We start from the raw sequence: 16,435 nt of genomic DNA on the forward strand, positions 1-16,435 counted from the left end.
GAGATGGCATCAGGGACCTCCGGCAAGCGCCGGACAACCACGCGAAAAAAGACAACGGCCTCCAGAAAGACAACGGCAAAGCGGAAGGAAGAAAACGCGTTTATCAGGGACGAGGTAACCGTCCTGATTCTTTTTGCGGTTTCCATTCTGCTTTTGATTAGTAATTTTGGAGTCGGAGGAGCTGCCGGCAGCTTTGTCAGCGGCATCATGTTTGGATTATTTGGAATTTTTGCATATATTCTGCCGGTTGTTCTGTTTCTGGTCACAGCATTTTCCATTTCCAACCGGGACAACACCATTGCGGCTGTGAAGGTAGGAGCCATGGTGATTGCAGGCGTACTTCTGTGCGCGGCATTCCAGCTGCTGTTCGGGGAAAAGGACGGTGTCGGAACAATAACCGCTTTTTATACTTATGCGTCAGAGCATAAGACCGGAGGAGGCGCACTGGGCGGCCTGATCTGCAAGGCTTTGACCGGAGCCTTCGGCCTGGTAGGTGCCTGGATTATTCTGCTGGTGTTGTTTATTATCTGCGCGGTTGTGATTACAGAGCGTTCCTTTATCGGCGGGGTAAAAACCGGAAGCAAACGGGTCTATGACACGGCCAGAGAGGACGCGCGAAGATATCGAATTCAGGCCGAAGAACGCAGAGAGGCCAGACAGAAAGCTCTGGAGGAACAGGCCCTGGAGCAGGAAGAGGAACCGAATCCGAAACCGGTTTCTGCGGAACCCAGAAGACCCCGCCGGGAGCATAGGGTTTCCGGTATTGCATTGGAAGAGACAGTTATAAAAGGACCTACAGAAAAGGAAAATTTTATAAAAAACAACGTGGAACCGGAGGACACAGCCGAGAGGCAGGAAAGCTATACGGACGAAATGCGGGAAATCACCCTGCCGGATCTGAAGGATCTGGATGACATGTTCCGGATTCCGATTCATCGGGAACGCCCGGAGAAAGCAGAAGAAGAAGAAGAACCGGCAGAAGCTCCTGTGGATACGCATCCGGAAACCTTTGCGGCTGAAATAACAAAGGATCCGGAACCGGTAAAGGAAGCGCCGAAGCAACAGGCAGCGCCGATCCCGGCTCCTCCTGTATCGGCTGAAAAACAGGATCCTGTACGGACACAGCCGGCTTCCACACCGATCCAGGTGGAAGCAGAATATCTCTATCCGCCTCTCCGGCTGCTGAAGCAGGTGCGCCATACGGAAAACCGGGACGCAGACCGGATTCTTCACGATACAGCCCTGCATCTGCAGCAGATTCTCCGGGATTTCGGCGTGGGTGTGACTGTAACGGATGTAAGCCAGGGACCGGCTGTTACCCGCTATGAGCTGCAGCCGGATCAGGGCGTCAAGGTGAATAAGATTGTCAGCCTGGCGGATGATATCAAGCTGAATCTGGCCGTGACGGATGTGCGGATTGAGGCTCCGATTCCAGGAAAGGCAGCGGTAGGAATCGAGGTTCCCAATGCGGAAAACTCCATTGTTTCCTTCCGGGAGCTGGTATCCTCCCAGGAATTTAAGGCGCATAAATCCAGACTGGCTTTTGCGGTGGGTAAGGATATTGCGGGCAAGATCATGGTGACGGATATTGCGAAGATGCCCCATCTTCTGATCGCGGGAGCTACCGGTTCCGGTAAATCCGTGTGCATCAATACCCTGATCATGAGCCTTCTTTATAAGGCAACGCCGGACGAAGTAAAGCTGATTATGATCGATCCGAAGGTTGTGGAGCTGAGTACATACAATGGAATTCCGCATCTTTTGATCCCGGTAGTCACAGATCCGAAAAAGGCGGCCGGAGCCCTGAACTGGGCAGTGGCAGAGATGACGCACCGTTATAAGCTTTTTGCCGATTACAATGTCCGGAATCTGGAAGGCTATAATGAGAAAATCAAAAATATAGAACACATCGAGGACGATACAAAGCCCAGGAAGCTGCCGCAGATCGTGATTGTGGTGGACGAGCTCGCAGATCTGATGATGGTAGCGCCTGGCGAGGTGGAAGATGCCATCTGCCGTCTGGCACAGCTGGCCCGCGCGGCAGGAATTCATCTGATTATCGCGACCCAGAGACCTTCGGTAAATGTCATCACCGGACTTATCAAGGCCAATATGCCGTCCCGGATTGCCTTTGCCGTATCCTCCGGTGTGGATTCCAGAACCATTCTCGATATGAATGGGGCGGAAAAGCTGCTGGGAAAGGGCGATATGCTCTTTTATCCCTACGGTTACCCGAAACCAGTCCGCGTGCAGGGCGCCTTTGTATCCGATGAGGAGGTCAGCGCAGTGGTAGAGTTCCTGAAGGAAAACAACAGCGGCAACGGCTACAGTACGGCAGTGGAAGAGCACATCAATACTGTACAGACCTCCGAACCGGAAGCTGCTCCCGGTGGTTCAGGCGATGGGCCAGAGCGGGATCCCCTGTTTGCGGAAGCCGGAAGGTTTATCATTGAGAAGGATAAGGCCTCTATCGGCATGCTGCAGCGCTGGTTTAAGGTCGGCTTTAACCGGGCTGCCCGGATTATGGATCAGCTGGCGGAAGCCGGCGTGGTAGGAGAGGAAGCTGGAACGAAGCCCCGGGAAATCCGGATGTCGATGGAAGAATTTGAACGGTATCTGGAAGAATACGTCTGATTGCAAAAGAGAGGAAGCCTATGAAGTGTCCGAATTGCGGGAGCGAGCTTGAACCCGGTAAAATATATTGTGAGCACTGCGGTCATGAAATCCAGATCGTCCCGGATTATGATCCGATGGATGAATTTCTGGTAGGTCAGGATGAGGTTGAACATAAAAACACGGAAGAGAAACTGAAGCCGGATTTCGGGAAAACGAATGAAAAGGTGGAAGCAGACAGAGAACAGGGGCTGCGTCCTGTATCCCGTCTGAGCCGGAAGTATAAGTGTGCTCTTCTGGCACTTGTTGGCCTGTTGTGCTTTGCTACCTTCCGTTTTTCCTATATAATGATGACCAGTGACAGCAATTACAGCTATCAGTTAAAAAAAGGAAAAAAATATCTGAAAAAGGATGAGTATGAGCAGGCTGTAGAATATCTGCGCCGGGCATTGGAGCTCGATCAGGATCGGGGTGGGACGGATGTAGAGCCTATGCTGCTGCTGGCGGAAACTTATGCGGAAATGGATGAAAAAAAGCTGGCTGTCACCTATATGGAGCAGGCTATTAAGATGGAAAAAAATACCAAAGGAGACAGTAAGCTTCTGGTTACCCTGTATCTGGATATGATGGATCTGCTGAACGTGACCGGACAGACCGAACGGGTCAATCAGGTTATCCGGGATTGTCCTTATGAGGATATCCGGGATCAGCTCCTGGCTTACCGGATCGAAAAGCCAGTCTGTGATACCCCAGAGGGTTTATACAATTATTATCTGCGCCTGAATCTCAGCGCGGAATACGGAAGCGTTTATTATACGCTGGATGGCAGCATTCCCACCAGGGAGAGTACCCGTTACGAAAAACCCATTGAGCTTACGGAGGAGGGCGACGTGCTCCTTTGTGCTGTAGCTATCAATAAAAAGGGAATGGTCAGCGAACCGCTGGTACTGGCCTATAAACTTGATTTTCCGGCTGTGGATACAGCGAATGAAGAATAAGGAGGAAGACTATGGTAAAGCATCTGGTTATGTGGAATTTTAAGGAAGATTTTCCGGAGGAGAAAAAGGAAGCCCTTGCAAAAGAGGCAGACGCGCGCCTGAAAGCGCTGGTCGGTCAGATTAAGGGACTGACCTTTGCGGAAATGAAGCTCAACAGGCTTCCCGGAAGCAACCGGGAGCTGCTGTTGGTGTCTGATGTGGAGACAGAAGAGGATCTGGCCGCGTATCAGGTACATCCGCTTCATGTGGCAGTGGCAACGGAGATCATCAAACCGGCCACCTGTGATCGGGCCTGCTTTGATTATGAAATTTAGTATTATTTTATCAGAAAATAAATCTAACGGTTGAAATCTGTGAAAAATTGCTTTATTATATTGAAGATGAGTTAAATTCAGGCCGTGGGATATATTCCGACGGCCCTTAAGCGGGTATTCAAGGATCCGCAAGACTATACTCCAGGAGGAAACGTATGTTCAAGATTGTAAAAGCAGAGCAGCTCTCTGCAAATGTTTACAAGAAAGTTGTCCTCGCTCCGAGAGTGGCAGCATCTTGTCAGCCGGGACAGTTTATTATCGTAAGACTGGATGAGACAGGGGAGCGTATCCCGCTGACTATCTGTGATTATGACAGAGAAGCAGGAACCGTTACGATCGTATTCCAGCCCATCGGTGTATCTACCAGCAAGATGGTAGATCTGAAAGAGGGAGATTATTTCCTTGACTTCGTAGGACCGCTGGGACGTCCGTCCGAGCTGGTAACAGACGATTTCGAAGAGGTAAAGAAGAAGAAGGTTATCTTCATCGCCGGCGGCGTAGGAACCGCTCCGGTATATCCCCAGGCAAAATGGCTTCATGATCATGGTGTAGAGTGCGATATCATCATCGGCGCCCGTTCCAAGGACATCCTGATCATGGAAGAGGAAATGAGCAAGGTTGGTAATCTGTACCTGTGTACCGATGACGGAAGCTACGGCTTCAAGGGCGTAGGTACTGCCATGCTGGAGAAGCTGGTAAGCGAGGGTCATCACTATGATCTGTGCGTAGCCATCGGGCCGATGATCATGATGAAGTTTGCCTGCCTGACCACCAAGAAGCTTGGAATTCCAACCATTGTCAGCATGAACCCGATCATGGTAGACGGAACCGGTATGTGCGGAGCCTGTCGTGTGGTTGTAGGTGATGAGGTTAAGTTTGCATGTGTAGACGGACCGGAGTTCGACGGTCATAAGATCGATTTCGATCAGGCTATGAAGCGTGCAGCTATGTACAAGACAGAAGAAGGCCGCCGCATGCTTGCATACAAGGAAGGAAAGACACATCACGGCGGATGTGGAAATTGCGGAGGTGACAAGTAATGGCTGACGTATTAAAGAAGGTTCCGGTAAGAGAGCAGGATCCGAAGGTTCGTGCTACGAATTTTGATGAGGTCTGCCTTGGCTACAATAAGGACGAGGCAGTAGAAGAGGCACAGAGATGTCTCGGATGTAAGAAAGCAAAATGTATGGAAGGCTGCCCGGTACAGATTCATATTCCGGATTTCATCGGCGCAGTAAAGGAAGGCGACTTTGCAAAGGCATACAGCGTTATCAGCGAGTCTTCCGCACTTCCGGCTATCTGCGGACGTGTATGTCCCCAGGAGAGCCAGTGTGAGGGCCGTTGTATCCGCGGTATCAAGGGCGAAGCTGTTTCCATCGGCAAGCTGGAGCGTTTCGTAGCTGACTGGGCAAGAGAACAGGGCATTAAGCCGGCAGCTCCCGCAGAGAAGAATGGCAAGAAAGTTGCTGTGATCGGTTCCGGCCCTGCAGGCCTGACCTGTGCAGGAGACCTGGCTAAGCTTGGTTATGATGTAACCATTTTCGAGGCACTGCATAAAGCAGGCGGCGTTCTGGTATACGGTATTCCGGAGTTCCGTCTTCCGAAGGACGGCGTAGTCCTTCCGGAGGTAGAAAATGTAAAATCTCTCGGCGTTAAGATCGAGACTGACGTTATCATCGGAAAGTCTGTCACCATCGACGAGCTGATGGAGAATGAAGGCTTTGACGCTGTATTTATCGGATCCGGCGCAGGACTTCCGAAGTTTATGGGTATCCCGGGCGAGACAGCCTGCGGCGTATTCTCCGCAAACGAGTTCCTGACCAGAAATAACCTGATGAAGGCTTTTGACGAGAATTATGATACCCCGATCTTCCACGGCAAGAAGGTTGCTGTAGTCGGCGGCGGTAACGTAGCCATGGACGCTGCCCGTACGGCACTGCGTCTGGGCGCTGAGGTACATATTATCTACCGTCGTTCCGAGGAAGAGCTCCCGGCACGTAAGGAAGAAGTACATCACGCAAAAGAAGAGGGCATCATCTTTGATCTGCTGACCAACCCGGTAGAGATTCTCGAGGATGAGAATGACTGGGTAAAGGGTATCCGCTGCGTTCGCATGGAGCTTGGCGAGCCGGATGCTTCCGGAAGAAGACGCCCGGTAGAGGTAGAGGGATCTGAATTCGATATCGACGTCGATACCGTTATCATGTCTCTGGGAACCTCCCCGAACCCGCTGATTTCCTCTACGACCAAGGGTCTGGAAATCAATAGGAGAAAATGTATCGTTGCTGCAGAGGATACAGGAGCTACCTCCAAGGCCGGCGTATTCGCAGGCGGAGACGCTGTAACAGGCGCTGCTACCGTTATCCTGGCAATGGGCGCAGGAAAAGAGGCTGCAAAGGGCATCCACGAGTACCTGAGCCAGAAATAAGTTTCTGAAAAAGCAGACAGAAAACCACATTTTAAGAGAGAAATCTCTTGAAATGTGGTTTTTTTATGCCGAGACAGTTGCCAAATACCGGGAAAATGGGGTAAGATAGAAAAGAATTTTACAGAAAAGAGGAATCCGGCATGAAGCTTACCATACTCGGAACCGGCAATGCGCTGGTAACAGAGTGTTATAATACCTGTTATGTTTTAACCAGTGAAGAAGGTCATTTTCTGGTGGACGGAGGAGGCGGAAGTGAAATCCTGGCAAGGCTGAAGCGGGCCGGGATCGACGTCAATGACATTCACCATATTTTTGTAACCCACAAGCATATTGATCATGTCATGGGCATTATCTGGATGCTGCGCGTAATCTGTCAGAATATGAACGCCGGAAAGTATCAGGGAGAGGCTTATATCTACGCCCATCAGGAACTGACGGAAATGCTTCGGACCCTGGCGGAGATGCTGCTGAACAAAAAAGAGACGAAGCTCATCGGCGACCGGGTACATCTGGTTCCCGTGTCCGACGGCGAGCAGAAGAAGATTCTGGGACACACCTACACCTTTTTTGATATCGGATCCACCAAGGCGAAGCAGTACGGTTACATGTGTGATCTGGGGGACGGCCGGAAGCTGACCTGCTGCGGTGACGAGCCCTACAATGAGAAAGATGAGCAGTATGCCGCCGGAAGCGACTGGCTTCTCCACGAGGCCTTCTGTCTGGACGGGCAGGCTGACATCTTCCGGCCCTATGAAAAGCATCATTCTACGGTAAAGGACGCCTGCGAGCTGGCGGAGCGCCTGCATGTGAAAAACCTGCTTTTATACCATACGGAGGATAAGAACATCGCCCGTCGCCAGGAGCTGTACCGGGCGGAGGGAGAAACATATTTTACCGGAAACCTTCTGATTCCGGAGGATATGGATGTGATTGAATTATGAAAATAACCTGTGTCGTAGTGGGCAAAATAAAAGAGAAATATTTTACGGACGCCATCAAGGAATATTCCAAGCGTCTCGGCCGCTACTGCAAGCTGGAAATTGTGGAACTGGCGGATGAAAAGACGCCGGACGGCGCCAGCGAGGCAGAGGAGCAGGCCATCCGGGAAAAGGAAGGGGAGCGGATTCTGAAGGCTCTGAAGGACGACGCCTATGTGATTGCCCTGGCTATTGAAGGAAAAATGCTGGATTCCGTTGAGCTTTCCCGGAAAATAGAAAGCCTGGGGATCGGCGGTACCAGCCATATTGCTTTTGTGATTGGTGGTTCCTTAGGCCTGGCTCCGGCTGTGATGAAGCGGGCGGATTACGCTTTAAGCTTTTCCCGTATGACCTTTCCCCATCAGCTCATGCGGGTGGTGCTGCTGGAACAGCTTTACCGCAGCTATCGGATTATAAAGCATGAACCTTATCATAAATAAAAGGAGGACCACCTGGTGGGATATATAGAAAACGATGACGAAGCATGGGAGCGGGAACGAGTCAGAAGGCGGGCTGAGCGACGGAGAAAAAGAAGACGGCAGGCCAGAATCAGGCGGGCGCTTCTGCTTGCAGCTATGGGAGCGGTGCTGATTCTGCTGGTGGTGCTTGGCGTGACTATCGTAAAGAAAGTAAAAGGAAAACCGGCGAAGAGCGCTGTACAGACTGCGTATCAGTCTGTCGAAAGCCAGATTCAGGCAGCCGTTCCGGAAACAAAAGATAACACAGATTCAACAGGCGAAGCAGCCTCTTATGTAGTAAGGGGCGATTATAACATCAGCGGACTGGATGGTGCAAGCTATCTGGGAAGCGACGAGGTAACCAGCACCCGGGCGCTTCTGGTGGACGCGGATAACCGTACCGTTCTGTATCAGCGCGGCGCGGGCGACCGGATCAGTCCTGCGTCTATGACCAAGGTGCTGACTCTTCTGGTAGCGGTGGAGCATATAACTGATCTGGAGGATACCTTTACCATCACCCGGGAGATCACCGACTACAGCTATTCCCACGATTGCAGCGCCGTGGGTTTCGATGAAAATGAGACCGTGACCGTCAAAGATCTCTTATATGGAACCATCCTGCACTCCGGAGGCGACGCGGCGGCAGGCCTGGCCTATTATGTTTCCGGTTCTATGGACGGTTTTGTGGATTTGATGAACCAGAAGCTTCAGGAGCTGGGGCTTTCCGGAAGTGCCCATTTTACCAATTGCGTGGGCTTATATGATGAAAATCATTACTGTACCTTATACGATCTGGCCGTGATTATGGCGGCGGCCATGGATAATCCCCTGTGCCGGGAGATTCTGGACGCCCGTACCTATACCACATCTTCCACAGAGCAGCATCCGGATGGAATTATCATCTCCAACTGGTTCCTCCGACGGATCGAGGACAAGGATACCCATGGAGAAATTCTGGGGGCCAAGACAGGCTATGTGGTTCAATCCGGCAACTGCGCAGTCAGCTTCAGCAGGGCAGACAGTGGCAGGCAATACATCTGTGTCACCGCAGACGCCCATAGTGCCTGGCGCTGTATCTACGATCATGTGGCAGTTTACCAGAATTATACGGAATGACGGGATCATGACAAGAAAAGATTGACGATTGATAAGCAAGAAATTATAATAGGAACAACGCGACTTACAAAGTATGACAAAGAGAGGATTTGATAACATGAGTATCAGGATTGGAATTATGGGATATGGCAATCTGGGACGTGGCGTGGAATGCGCGATAGCCCAGAATGCGGATATGGAACTGAAGGCGGTATTTACCAGAAGAGATCCGGAGAATCTGAAGATCTGGTCTGAGACGGCGGAGGTGGTAAGCGCCTCCAAGCTTGCGGACTGGAAGGATCGGCTGGATGTTCTGATTCTCTGCGGCGGAAGCGCGACGGATCTGCCGAAGCAGACGCCGGAGTGTGCCGGATATTTCAATGTCATTGACAGCTTCGACACCCATGCGCGGATTCCGGAGCATTTTGCGGATGTAGACGCGGCAGCGAAAAAGAGCGGTAAGGTAGCCATTATTTCCGTAGGCTGGGATCCGGGTCTGTTCTCCCTGAACCGGATGTACGCAGGCGCTATTCTGCCGGAGGGAAAGGATTATACTTTCTGGGGAAAGGGCGTAAGCCAGGGGCATTCTGACGCCATCCGACGGATCGCAGGCGTAAAGGACGCAAGACAGTACACCATTCCGGTAGAAAGCGCCCTGGAGGCAGTGCGTTCCGGAAAGGCACCGGAGCTGACAGCCAGAGAAAAGCATACTCGGGAGTGCTTTGTGGTTCTGGAGGAGGGCGCTGATCCCGCAAAGGTAGAAGAAGAAATCACAACTATGCCCAATTACTTCGCTGACTATGATACCACTGTTCATTTCATTACCGAAGAGGAAATGCAGCAGTATCACAGCCGTCTGCCTCATGGCGGATTCGTACTGCGAAGCGGCGTAACCGGACGGGAAAAGGAAAATCATCATCTGATTGAATATAGTCTGAAGCTGGATTCCAATCCGGAATTTACCTCCAGTGTCCTGGTAGCTTACGCAAGAGCTGCATACCGTATGAATCAGGAGGGCATGAAAGGCTGTAAGACCGTATTCGATGTGGCTCCGGCATATTTAAGCCCGAAGAGCGGCGAAGAGCTCCGCGCGACCTTATTGTAATGAAACCGCTTCGCCCACAGATTGAGAAAGAATTAAGCGCCTTCCCTGTGTGTGAGTATGCCTTTGTGGAGCCAGAGGATATTCCCTTCCGGGAGGAGGTGCGTTATATCTGCCGGAGCGAGTGCCCCCGTTACGGCACCTCCTGGTCCTGCCCACCGGCAGTGGGAACGGTAGAGGAATGTAAGACTCGCTGCCTGCAGTACGATGACGTACTGATGTTCACCACCATTGCCGAAGGCGTAGATACGGAGGATATGTCCGCCATGCTGTCCACCAGACGGGAGCATGAGGAAATTACCAGGCAGCTTCGTGACCGGCTAGCAGGCTATTGCGGAAAGACCCAGGTGCTTTCCACGGAATCCTGCGCCATCTGCAGCACCTGTGCTTATCCGGAGGCTCCCTGCCGTCATCCGGATCGGATGTTCCCCTGTATCGAAAGCTATGGGATTCTGGTGACCGAGCTGGCAGAAAAACAGGGCATCAGCTTTATGAACGGAAGCGGGCTGGTGACCTGGTTCAGCCTTATTCTGTATCAGAACGCATAGAACACAGAAAAAATGCATAGAGTGAGGTAAGGAAAGTTAAGGTCCGGAATTCATGAACGTAAAAGGGCAGCTGAGTGATGCTCTGAATCTTCCCAGGGATCTGACCCTGGGGGCGGTGATTCTGACCATTACCGGAAATTGTGAGGCTTATGTGGAAAACTACATGAGCCTCATTGAATATACGGAAAAGCTTATCCGGATACAGACCCGTACCTGTAAGCTGGAGATATGCGGTGCTCAGCTGGAAATTGTCTATTACACCAACGAGGAAATGAAGATCGCCGGAGAAATCCAGGAGGTAAAATATTGCTGAATCAGCTGTTGCGTTATCTGAAGGGTTATGTGCGGATTCACCTGCAGGGCTATTCACCGGAGCGCTTCCTGAATCTCTGCAAAGCCAGAAACCTGTCCTTGTGGGATTTACAGAGCGTGGGGAACGCTTATGAGATGAATTTGAGCATCCGGGATTTCCGGAAAATAAGGCCGTTGTGCAGAAAGGCCCATGCGCGTGTAAGCATCAAGGAACGCCACGGCCTTCCTTTTTTTCTGTACCGGAACCGGAAACGGAAGATGTTTCCCATCGGTATCGCTGCCTGCTGCCTGCTTCTCTATCTGCTTTCCCTGTTTGTCTGGAATATCCGGATCGAGGGAAACCGGGCCCGAAGCACCGATGTGATTCTGGATTACCTGGCGGAGGAGGGCATCGTTCCCGGCATGGGGAAACCAAAAGTAGACTGTAAGAAAATCCAGTCTCTGCTCCGGATTCATTTTCCGGATGTCACCTGGGTCTCAGCCAGACTGAAGGGAACCGAGCTGGTAATCCGGATTCGGGAAAATCAGGATCTGACGCCGGAAGCAGAAAACGAAAGCCCGTCCGATTCCTATACGGATCTGGTTGCGAAACGGGACGGCGTTATCACAGGAATTCTGGTGCGAAGCGGTACGGCCCGGGTGCAGCCTGGGGCTGAAATTATGAAGGGAACCCTGCTCATCAGCGGTACGGTAGAGCTTCTGAATGATAACGGGGAGGTGACGGAGGTACAGGAGGGAACGGCGGACGGCGACGTCTGGGCCCGGACGGTATATCCCTATGAGGAGCGCTTCCTTTTGGCCCACGAGGAACGTCGTTTTACCGGCAGACGCCGGTATGGCGTATCTCTGAAGATCGCAGGAAAGAGCCTTTCTGTTTCCGATCCCCGCTCTTTCTCTTTGTATACCACGGTGGAAAAGGAATATCCCTTACGTCTGACAGATAGCTTTTATCTTCCTTTCACGGTGGGAATTCAGCAGAGATCGGAATACGAGGTTGATACAGAAGCCTATACAAAAAAGGAAGCAGAAGCGCTGGCCCGGGCGAATCTTAAAGAATTTTTAAATAATTTGATACAAAAAGGGGTTCAAATTGTAGAAAATGATGTTACAATAGATATCGGCAGGAATTTTTGCGTTTCAAAGGGGCAGATTGTGGCTCTGGAGGAGATTGGAGTTCCCCAAAAAGGACAAAAGGAGCAGGCAGCACTTGAGTAATATCGTAGAACGGATGCTGGACGTACCGGCTGAGCACCAGAGTAATGTGTTCGGACAGTTCGACAGCCATATGAAAAAAATAGAACAAACCCTGAAGGTATCGATCATTGCCCGGGATGGAGAGGTAAAGATCTTAGGTCCGGCCGAATATACCAGACAGGCGGCCCGGGTCATGGAACAGCTTCTGGAGCTGTCCAGACGGGGCAATGTGATTCAGGAGCAGAACGTGGATTATGCCCTGGCGCTGTCCATGGAAGGACAGGAGCAGGCAGTGGTGGAGATTGACAAGGAACTGATCTGCCATACCATTGCAGGCAAGCCCATCAAACCGAAAACCCTGGGACAGAAGAAGTATGTGGACATGATCCGGAACCATATGATTGTGTTCGGCACCGGCCCCGCCGGAACTGGTAAGACCTATCTGGCCATGGCCATGGCGATTACAGCCTTTAAAAATAATGAGGTGAGCCGGATTATCCTGACCCGTCCCGCCATTGAAGCCGGTGAGAAGCTGGGCTTTCTGCCGGGCGATCTGCAGAGCAAGGTGGATCCCTATCTGCGTCCCCTCTATGACGCCCTGTATCAGATTATGGGAGCGGAAAGCTTCCTGAAAAATATGGAAAAGGGATTGATCGAAGTGGCGCCTCTGGCTTATATGCGGGGAAGAACCCTGGATAACGCCTTTATTATCCTGGACGAGGCCCAGAATACCACTCCGGCCCAGATGAAGATGTTCCTGACCCGTATTGGCTTCGGCTCCAAGGTTATCGTGACCGGCGACGCCAGCCAGAAGGATTTGCCGGGCAGCGTCAAATCCGGCCTGGAGGTAGCCATGAAGGTGCTTGCGAAGGTAGAGGATATCGGCTTCTGCGAGCTGACCAGCAAGGATGTGGTACGTCATCCGCTGGTACAGAAGATCGTACAGGCCTATGAAAGCTATGAAAAAGCCCAGGAGCGAAGAAGCTCCAGAAAGGACAGCTATGACCGTCAACATAGAAGATGAATATAACACTCCGTTCAACGTGGATGTGGAAGGAGTCGCAAGACAGGTAATTGAAGAAGCGCTGGAATACGAAAAGTGTCCTTATGAAACAGAAGTGAATCTGCTTCTGACCGATGATGAGGGAATCCATGAGATGAACCGGGAGCATCGGGGAATCGACCGCCCGACGGACGTTCTGTCCTTTCCCATGCTGGAGTATGAGACACCGGCAGATTTTGCCTTTGTGGAGGACGATCAGGCAGACTGCTTTAATCCGGAGACCGGAGAGCTGGTCCTGGGAGATATTATTATTTCCGTAGACAAGGTGATTGAGCAGGCGGAAAAGTATGGACACAGCCGGACGCGGGAATACGCGTTCCTGATTGCCCACAGCATGCTGCACCTCTTCGGCTATGACCACATGGTACCGGAGGAGGCGCGCGAGATGGAGGCAAAGCAGGCTGCCATTCTGGAAAGCCTGAATATTTTACGTTAGGGAGGATATCCGGGATGAAGCAGGGATACCTGAAGAGAATAGGACTTCTGTGCCTTTCCGCTTGTCTGATCGGCATGGCTGGCTGCGGAAAGGCAGAGGCGCAGGAGACGGAAGAAAATACGTTCAATACCGAGGCGGAGGTAATCGCCTGGGAGCAGGAACAGGAAGAGAATACTGATGAGGACACGCAGGAGGAGGATCCCGCACCGGCTCCCCGTGAGGTGGTAAACGGAAAAATCCGCAGTTATTTCACCGGGGACTGGATTGACGAGGAGATGGGGAAGACCAGGCCCCTGGCTATCATGCTGAACAATACGTCCGCGGCTCTTCCCATGTCCGGCGTATCCAATGCGTCTGTCATTTATGAATGCCCCGTAGAGGGGCGTATCACCCGCTGGATGGGTGTATTTGAGGACTGGGAAAATCTGGAACGTATCGGCTCCGTACGAAGCTGCCGGCTTTATTATCTTCATTTTGCCCAGGAGTTTCATCCGGTATACGCGCATTTCGGACAGGCCCAGTACGCGCTGGCAGATCTGAACAGCGGAAAGTACGATGTGCTTTCCGGCGGTACCAAGGGAATCGAGCATCCGGCTACGGCCATGTACGACCGGATCAGCCGTCCGGGTAAGGCGACGGAGCATACCCTTTACGCATTTCCCCGGGGAATTAAGAAAGATATCAAGAAAAAGGGATATGATATGACCATGCCGGAGGATTATCCGGGTAAGTTTAAGTTCGCGGACACCGATTCCATCGAAGAATACCAGGGATACCCGGACGCAACCGTCCTGAAGCCGGGCGGGGACGGCGGCAAAAATGGTTTCGGCGGCGTCAAGGCTACCTTCAAATATAACGCCTCAGATCGGAAGTATTATCGTTGGACCTATGGAAATCCCCATACCGACGAGCTTAACGGAAAGCAGGTGGCGGTTACCAACGTCATCTTCCAGTACTGTGACGGAAATGTACTGGACGCCAAGGATTATCTGCATTTCGCGACCCAGTCCAACGGAAATGAGTGTAAGGTATTCACCAATGGCAAGGAGATCGACGGCTACTGGAAGAATCCGGGCGAGCTGGGTACTCCGGCCCGTTACTATGACGAAAATGATCAGGAAATTACATTAAATAACGGAAAGACCTTTATCTGTATCATTTGGAATGATTATAAGGATGATGTGGTCGTTCAGTAAGGAATAGCGGAAGCATGGGAAAGAAAAAAAGTTCAAAATCCAATTATATTATGCAGGGCAGCATTCTGGCCATCGCGTCCATCGTAAGCCGGATCATCGGACTTCTGTACCGGCTGCCGGTGACCAATATTATCACCGACCATGGAAATGATTACTATTCCGCGGCTTATGAGATCTATAATGTGATTCTGCTGATCTCCTCCTACAGCCTACCCCTGGCCGTATCCAAGGTGATTTCCGCCAAGGTGGCGCTGGGAGAATACCGCAATTCCTGGAGAGCCTTCAAAGGCGCCCTTTATATGGCGCTTGTGGTCGGCGCGGCCGGCTCCGCCCTGACCTTTTTCGGCGCCGGCTTCTTTACGGGAACCCTTCTAAATACGCCGGAGAGTGAGCTGTGCCTGAAAGTGCTGGCGCTGGCTGTATTTGTAATGGCGGTTATGGGTGTGCTGCGCGGTTATTTCCAGGGCATGGGAACCATGATGCCTACGGCGATTTCTCAGATTATCGAGCAGATTGTCAACGCCATTGTGAGTATCGCGGCCGCCAGCTATCTGTTTTCTTATGGCGTAAAACTGGATCAGGCAGCCGGAATTACGAACGGCAAGAGCGGAGCCATCTACGGCGCGGCCGGAAGTACCCTGGGTACCAGCCTGGGCGCGGCGGCAGGTCTCTTGTTCTTGATCCTTGTCATGCTGATGTACAACCGGGTGCTGCAGAAAAATATACGGCGGGATCATGTAAGTCAGCAGGAAAGCTACGCAAGCACCCTGCGCGTGCTGATTATGACCATTGTTCCGGTTATCTTGAGCACCGCCGTCTACAACATCAGCGGAATCGTAGATCAGGGTATCTTCAAATATCTGATGCTGGATGTGCAGAAGGCAAATAAGAGTAGCGTGGAGGTCTACTGGGGCATTTATGTGGGAAAATACAAGCTTCTGACCAATGTGCCCATCGCTGTGGCATCGGCTCTTTCCGCATCTACGATTCCGGCGCTGACCCGTGCCCGGATCGCCGGTGACCGGGAAGAGATGTGCCGGAAGACAGAGGGCGCTATCCGGATGGTTATGATGATCTGTATCCCCAGTGCTTTTGGACTGACCGCTCTGGGAGAGCCGATTCTGGATCTTCTGTCCTGGAATTCCAACGAGATTGCGCCGAAGCTGTTCCTGATTGGTTCGTCGGCCGTGATTTTCTATGGCCTTTCAACCCTGACGAATGGGATCCTGCAGGGCATTGACCATATGCGGATTCCGGTTCGGAACGCGGTGATTGCGCTGGTGACCCATCTGCTTCTGATGATTGGCCTGGTACAGTTTGGAAAGCTCCACATCTACGGCGTGGTTATTTCCTATCTCTTCTTTGCGGTTCTGATGTGCGTGCTGAACGGATTGGCTATCCGCAAATATCTGGATTACCATCAGGAGCTGATCCGTACCTTTTTGATACCCGGCGTGTCTTCCCTGATTATGGCGCTGGCTGTGTGGCTTTTGTATGCGCCCCTTCATAAGGTGATCGGCATCCGTTTCGCTACGGTTCTATGTCTGTGCCTGGCCGTTGTAATTTACGCGTTTTTTATTCTGCTGCTACACGGTATCACGGAAGAAGAGCTGGCAAGCTTTCCCAAAGGAAGAAGCCTGGTCAGAATCTTAAAGAAAATTCGCCTGCTGTGAGAGAAAACCCTTCTTTTTGGACATACTG

General features: G+C 51.7%; 16 protein-coding genes. All 16 read left to right on the plus strand.

Annotated features, from left to right (window positions below):
• Positions 1–3 precede the first annotated feature (3 nt).
• The gene (locus ACTNCH_RS06595; protein WP_441017010.1) at positions 4–2,634 is read left to right on the plus strand and encodes a DNA translocase FtsK 4TM domain-containing protein; all 2,631 of its coding nucleotides are present in this window, start codon (positions 4–6) and stop codon (positions 2,632–2,634) included.
• Between the two features lie 20 nt (positions 2,635–2,654).
• Positions 2,655–3,611, plus strand: coding sequence for a chitobiase/beta-hexosaminidase C-terminal domain-containing protein (locus tag ACTNCH_RS06600; RefSeq protein WP_441017013.1), 957 nt, complete (start codon positions 2,655–2,657; stop codon positions 3,609–3,611).
• A gap of 11 nt (positions 3,612–3,622) precedes the next feature.
• Positions 3,623–3,925, plus strand: a complete 303-nt coding sequence (locus tag ACTNCH_RS06605) for a Dabb family protein (protein ID WP_441017016.1) — start codon at positions 3,623–3,625, stop codon at positions 3,923–3,925.
• Positions 3,926–4,080: 155 nt separating this feature from the next.
• A complete protein-coding gene (locus ACTNCH_RS06610) occupies positions 4,081–4,965 on the plus strand; it encodes a sulfide/dihydroorotate dehydrogenase-like FAD/NAD-binding protein (RefSeq protein WP_158364019.1) in 885 nt (294 codons plus the stop codon).
• Entirely contained in the window at positions 4,965–6,353 is a 1,389-nt protein-coding gene (gene gltA, locus ACTNCH_RS06615) for an NADPH-dependent glutamate synthase (RefSeq protein WP_441017020.1), read from the plus strand. Before ACTNCH_RS06610 ends, gltA begins: the two co-directional genes overlap by 1 nt.
• A gap of 140 nt (positions 6,354–6,493) precedes the next feature.
• Positions 6,494–7,294, plus strand: coding sequence for an MBL fold metallo-hydrolase (locus ACTNCH_RS06620; RefSeq protein ID WP_441017023.1), 801 nt, complete (start codon positions 6,494–6,496; stop codon positions 7,292–7,294).
• Entirely contained in the window at positions 7,291–7,770 is a 480-nt protein-coding gene (rlmH, locus tag ACTNCH_RS06625) for a 23S rRNA (pseudouridine(1915)-N(3))-methyltransferase RlmH (RefSeq protein ID WP_441017026.1), read from the plus strand. Before ACTNCH_RS06620 ends, rlmH begins: the two co-directional genes overlap by 4 nt.
• Before the next feature lie 15 nt (positions 7,771–7,785).
• A complete protein-coding gene (locus tag ACTNCH_RS06630) occupies positions 7,786–8,904 on the plus strand; it encodes a D-alanyl-D-alanine carboxypeptidase family protein (protein ID WP_441017029.1) in 1,119 nt (372 codons plus the stop codon).
• 97 nt (positions 8,905–9,001) lie between these two features.
• Positions 9,002–9,988, plus strand: coding sequence for a diaminopimelate dehydrogenase (locus ACTNCH_RS06635; RefSeq protein WP_441017032.1), 987 nt, complete (start codon positions 9,002–9,004; stop codon positions 9,986–9,988).
• Entirely contained in the window at positions 9,988–10,533 is a 546-nt protein-coding gene (locus ACTNCH_RS06640) for a DUF2284 domain-containing protein (RefSeq protein ID WP_441017035.1), read from the plus strand. The genes ACTNCH_RS06635 and ACTNCH_RS06640 overlap by 1 nt, the downstream gene beginning before the upstream one ends.
• Before the next feature lie 52 nt (positions 10,534–10,585).
• Positions 10,586–10,846, plus strand: a complete 261-nt coding sequence (locus ACTNCH_RS06645; RefSeq protein ID WP_441017038.1) for a YabP/YqfC family sporulation protein — start codon at positions 10,586–10,588, stop codon at positions 10,844–10,846.
• Complete coding sequence (gene yqfD / locus ACTNCH_RS06650) at positions 10,840–12,060, plus strand: sporulation protein YqfD (protein WP_441017041.1); 1,221 nt, start codon at positions 10,840–10,842, stop codon at positions 12,058–12,060. The genes ACTNCH_RS06645 and yqfD overlap by 7 nt, the downstream gene beginning before the upstream one ends.
• Before the next feature lie 13 nt (positions 12,061–12,073).
• Positions 12,074–13,063: a PhoH family protein gene (locus ACTNCH_RS06655; protein WP_441017822.1), complete on the plus strand. Its 990-nt coding sequence runs from the start codon at positions 12,074–12,076 to the stop codon at positions 13,061–13,063.
• Positions 13,041–13,538, plus strand: coding sequence for an rRNA maturation RNase YbeY (gene ybeY, locus ACTNCH_RS06660; RefSeq protein ID WP_441017044.1), 498 nt, complete (start codon positions 13,041–13,043; stop codon positions 13,536–13,538). The genes ACTNCH_RS06655 and ybeY overlap by 23 nt, the downstream gene beginning before the upstream one ends.
• 14 nt (positions 13,539–13,552) lie before the next feature.
• Positions 13,553–14,734, plus strand: coding sequence for a DUF3048 domain-containing protein (locus tag ACTNCH_RS06665; protein ID WP_441017047.1), 1,182 nt, complete (start codon positions 13,553–13,555; stop codon positions 14,732–14,734).
• Positions 14,735–14,748: 14 nt separating this feature from the next.
• Positions 14,749–16,407: a putative polysaccharide biosynthesis protein gene (locus ACTNCH_RS06670; RefSeq protein WP_441017050.1), complete on the plus strand. Its 1,659-nt coding sequence runs from the start codon at positions 14,749–14,751 to the stop codon at positions 16,405–16,407.
• Positions 16,408–16,435: the final 28 nt, after the last annotated feature.

The organism is Candidatus Merdisoma sp. HCP28S3_D10, from assembly GCF_052065835.1.
GTDB lineage: Bacteria > Bacillota > Clostridia > Lachnospirales > Lachnospiraceae > Laedolimicola.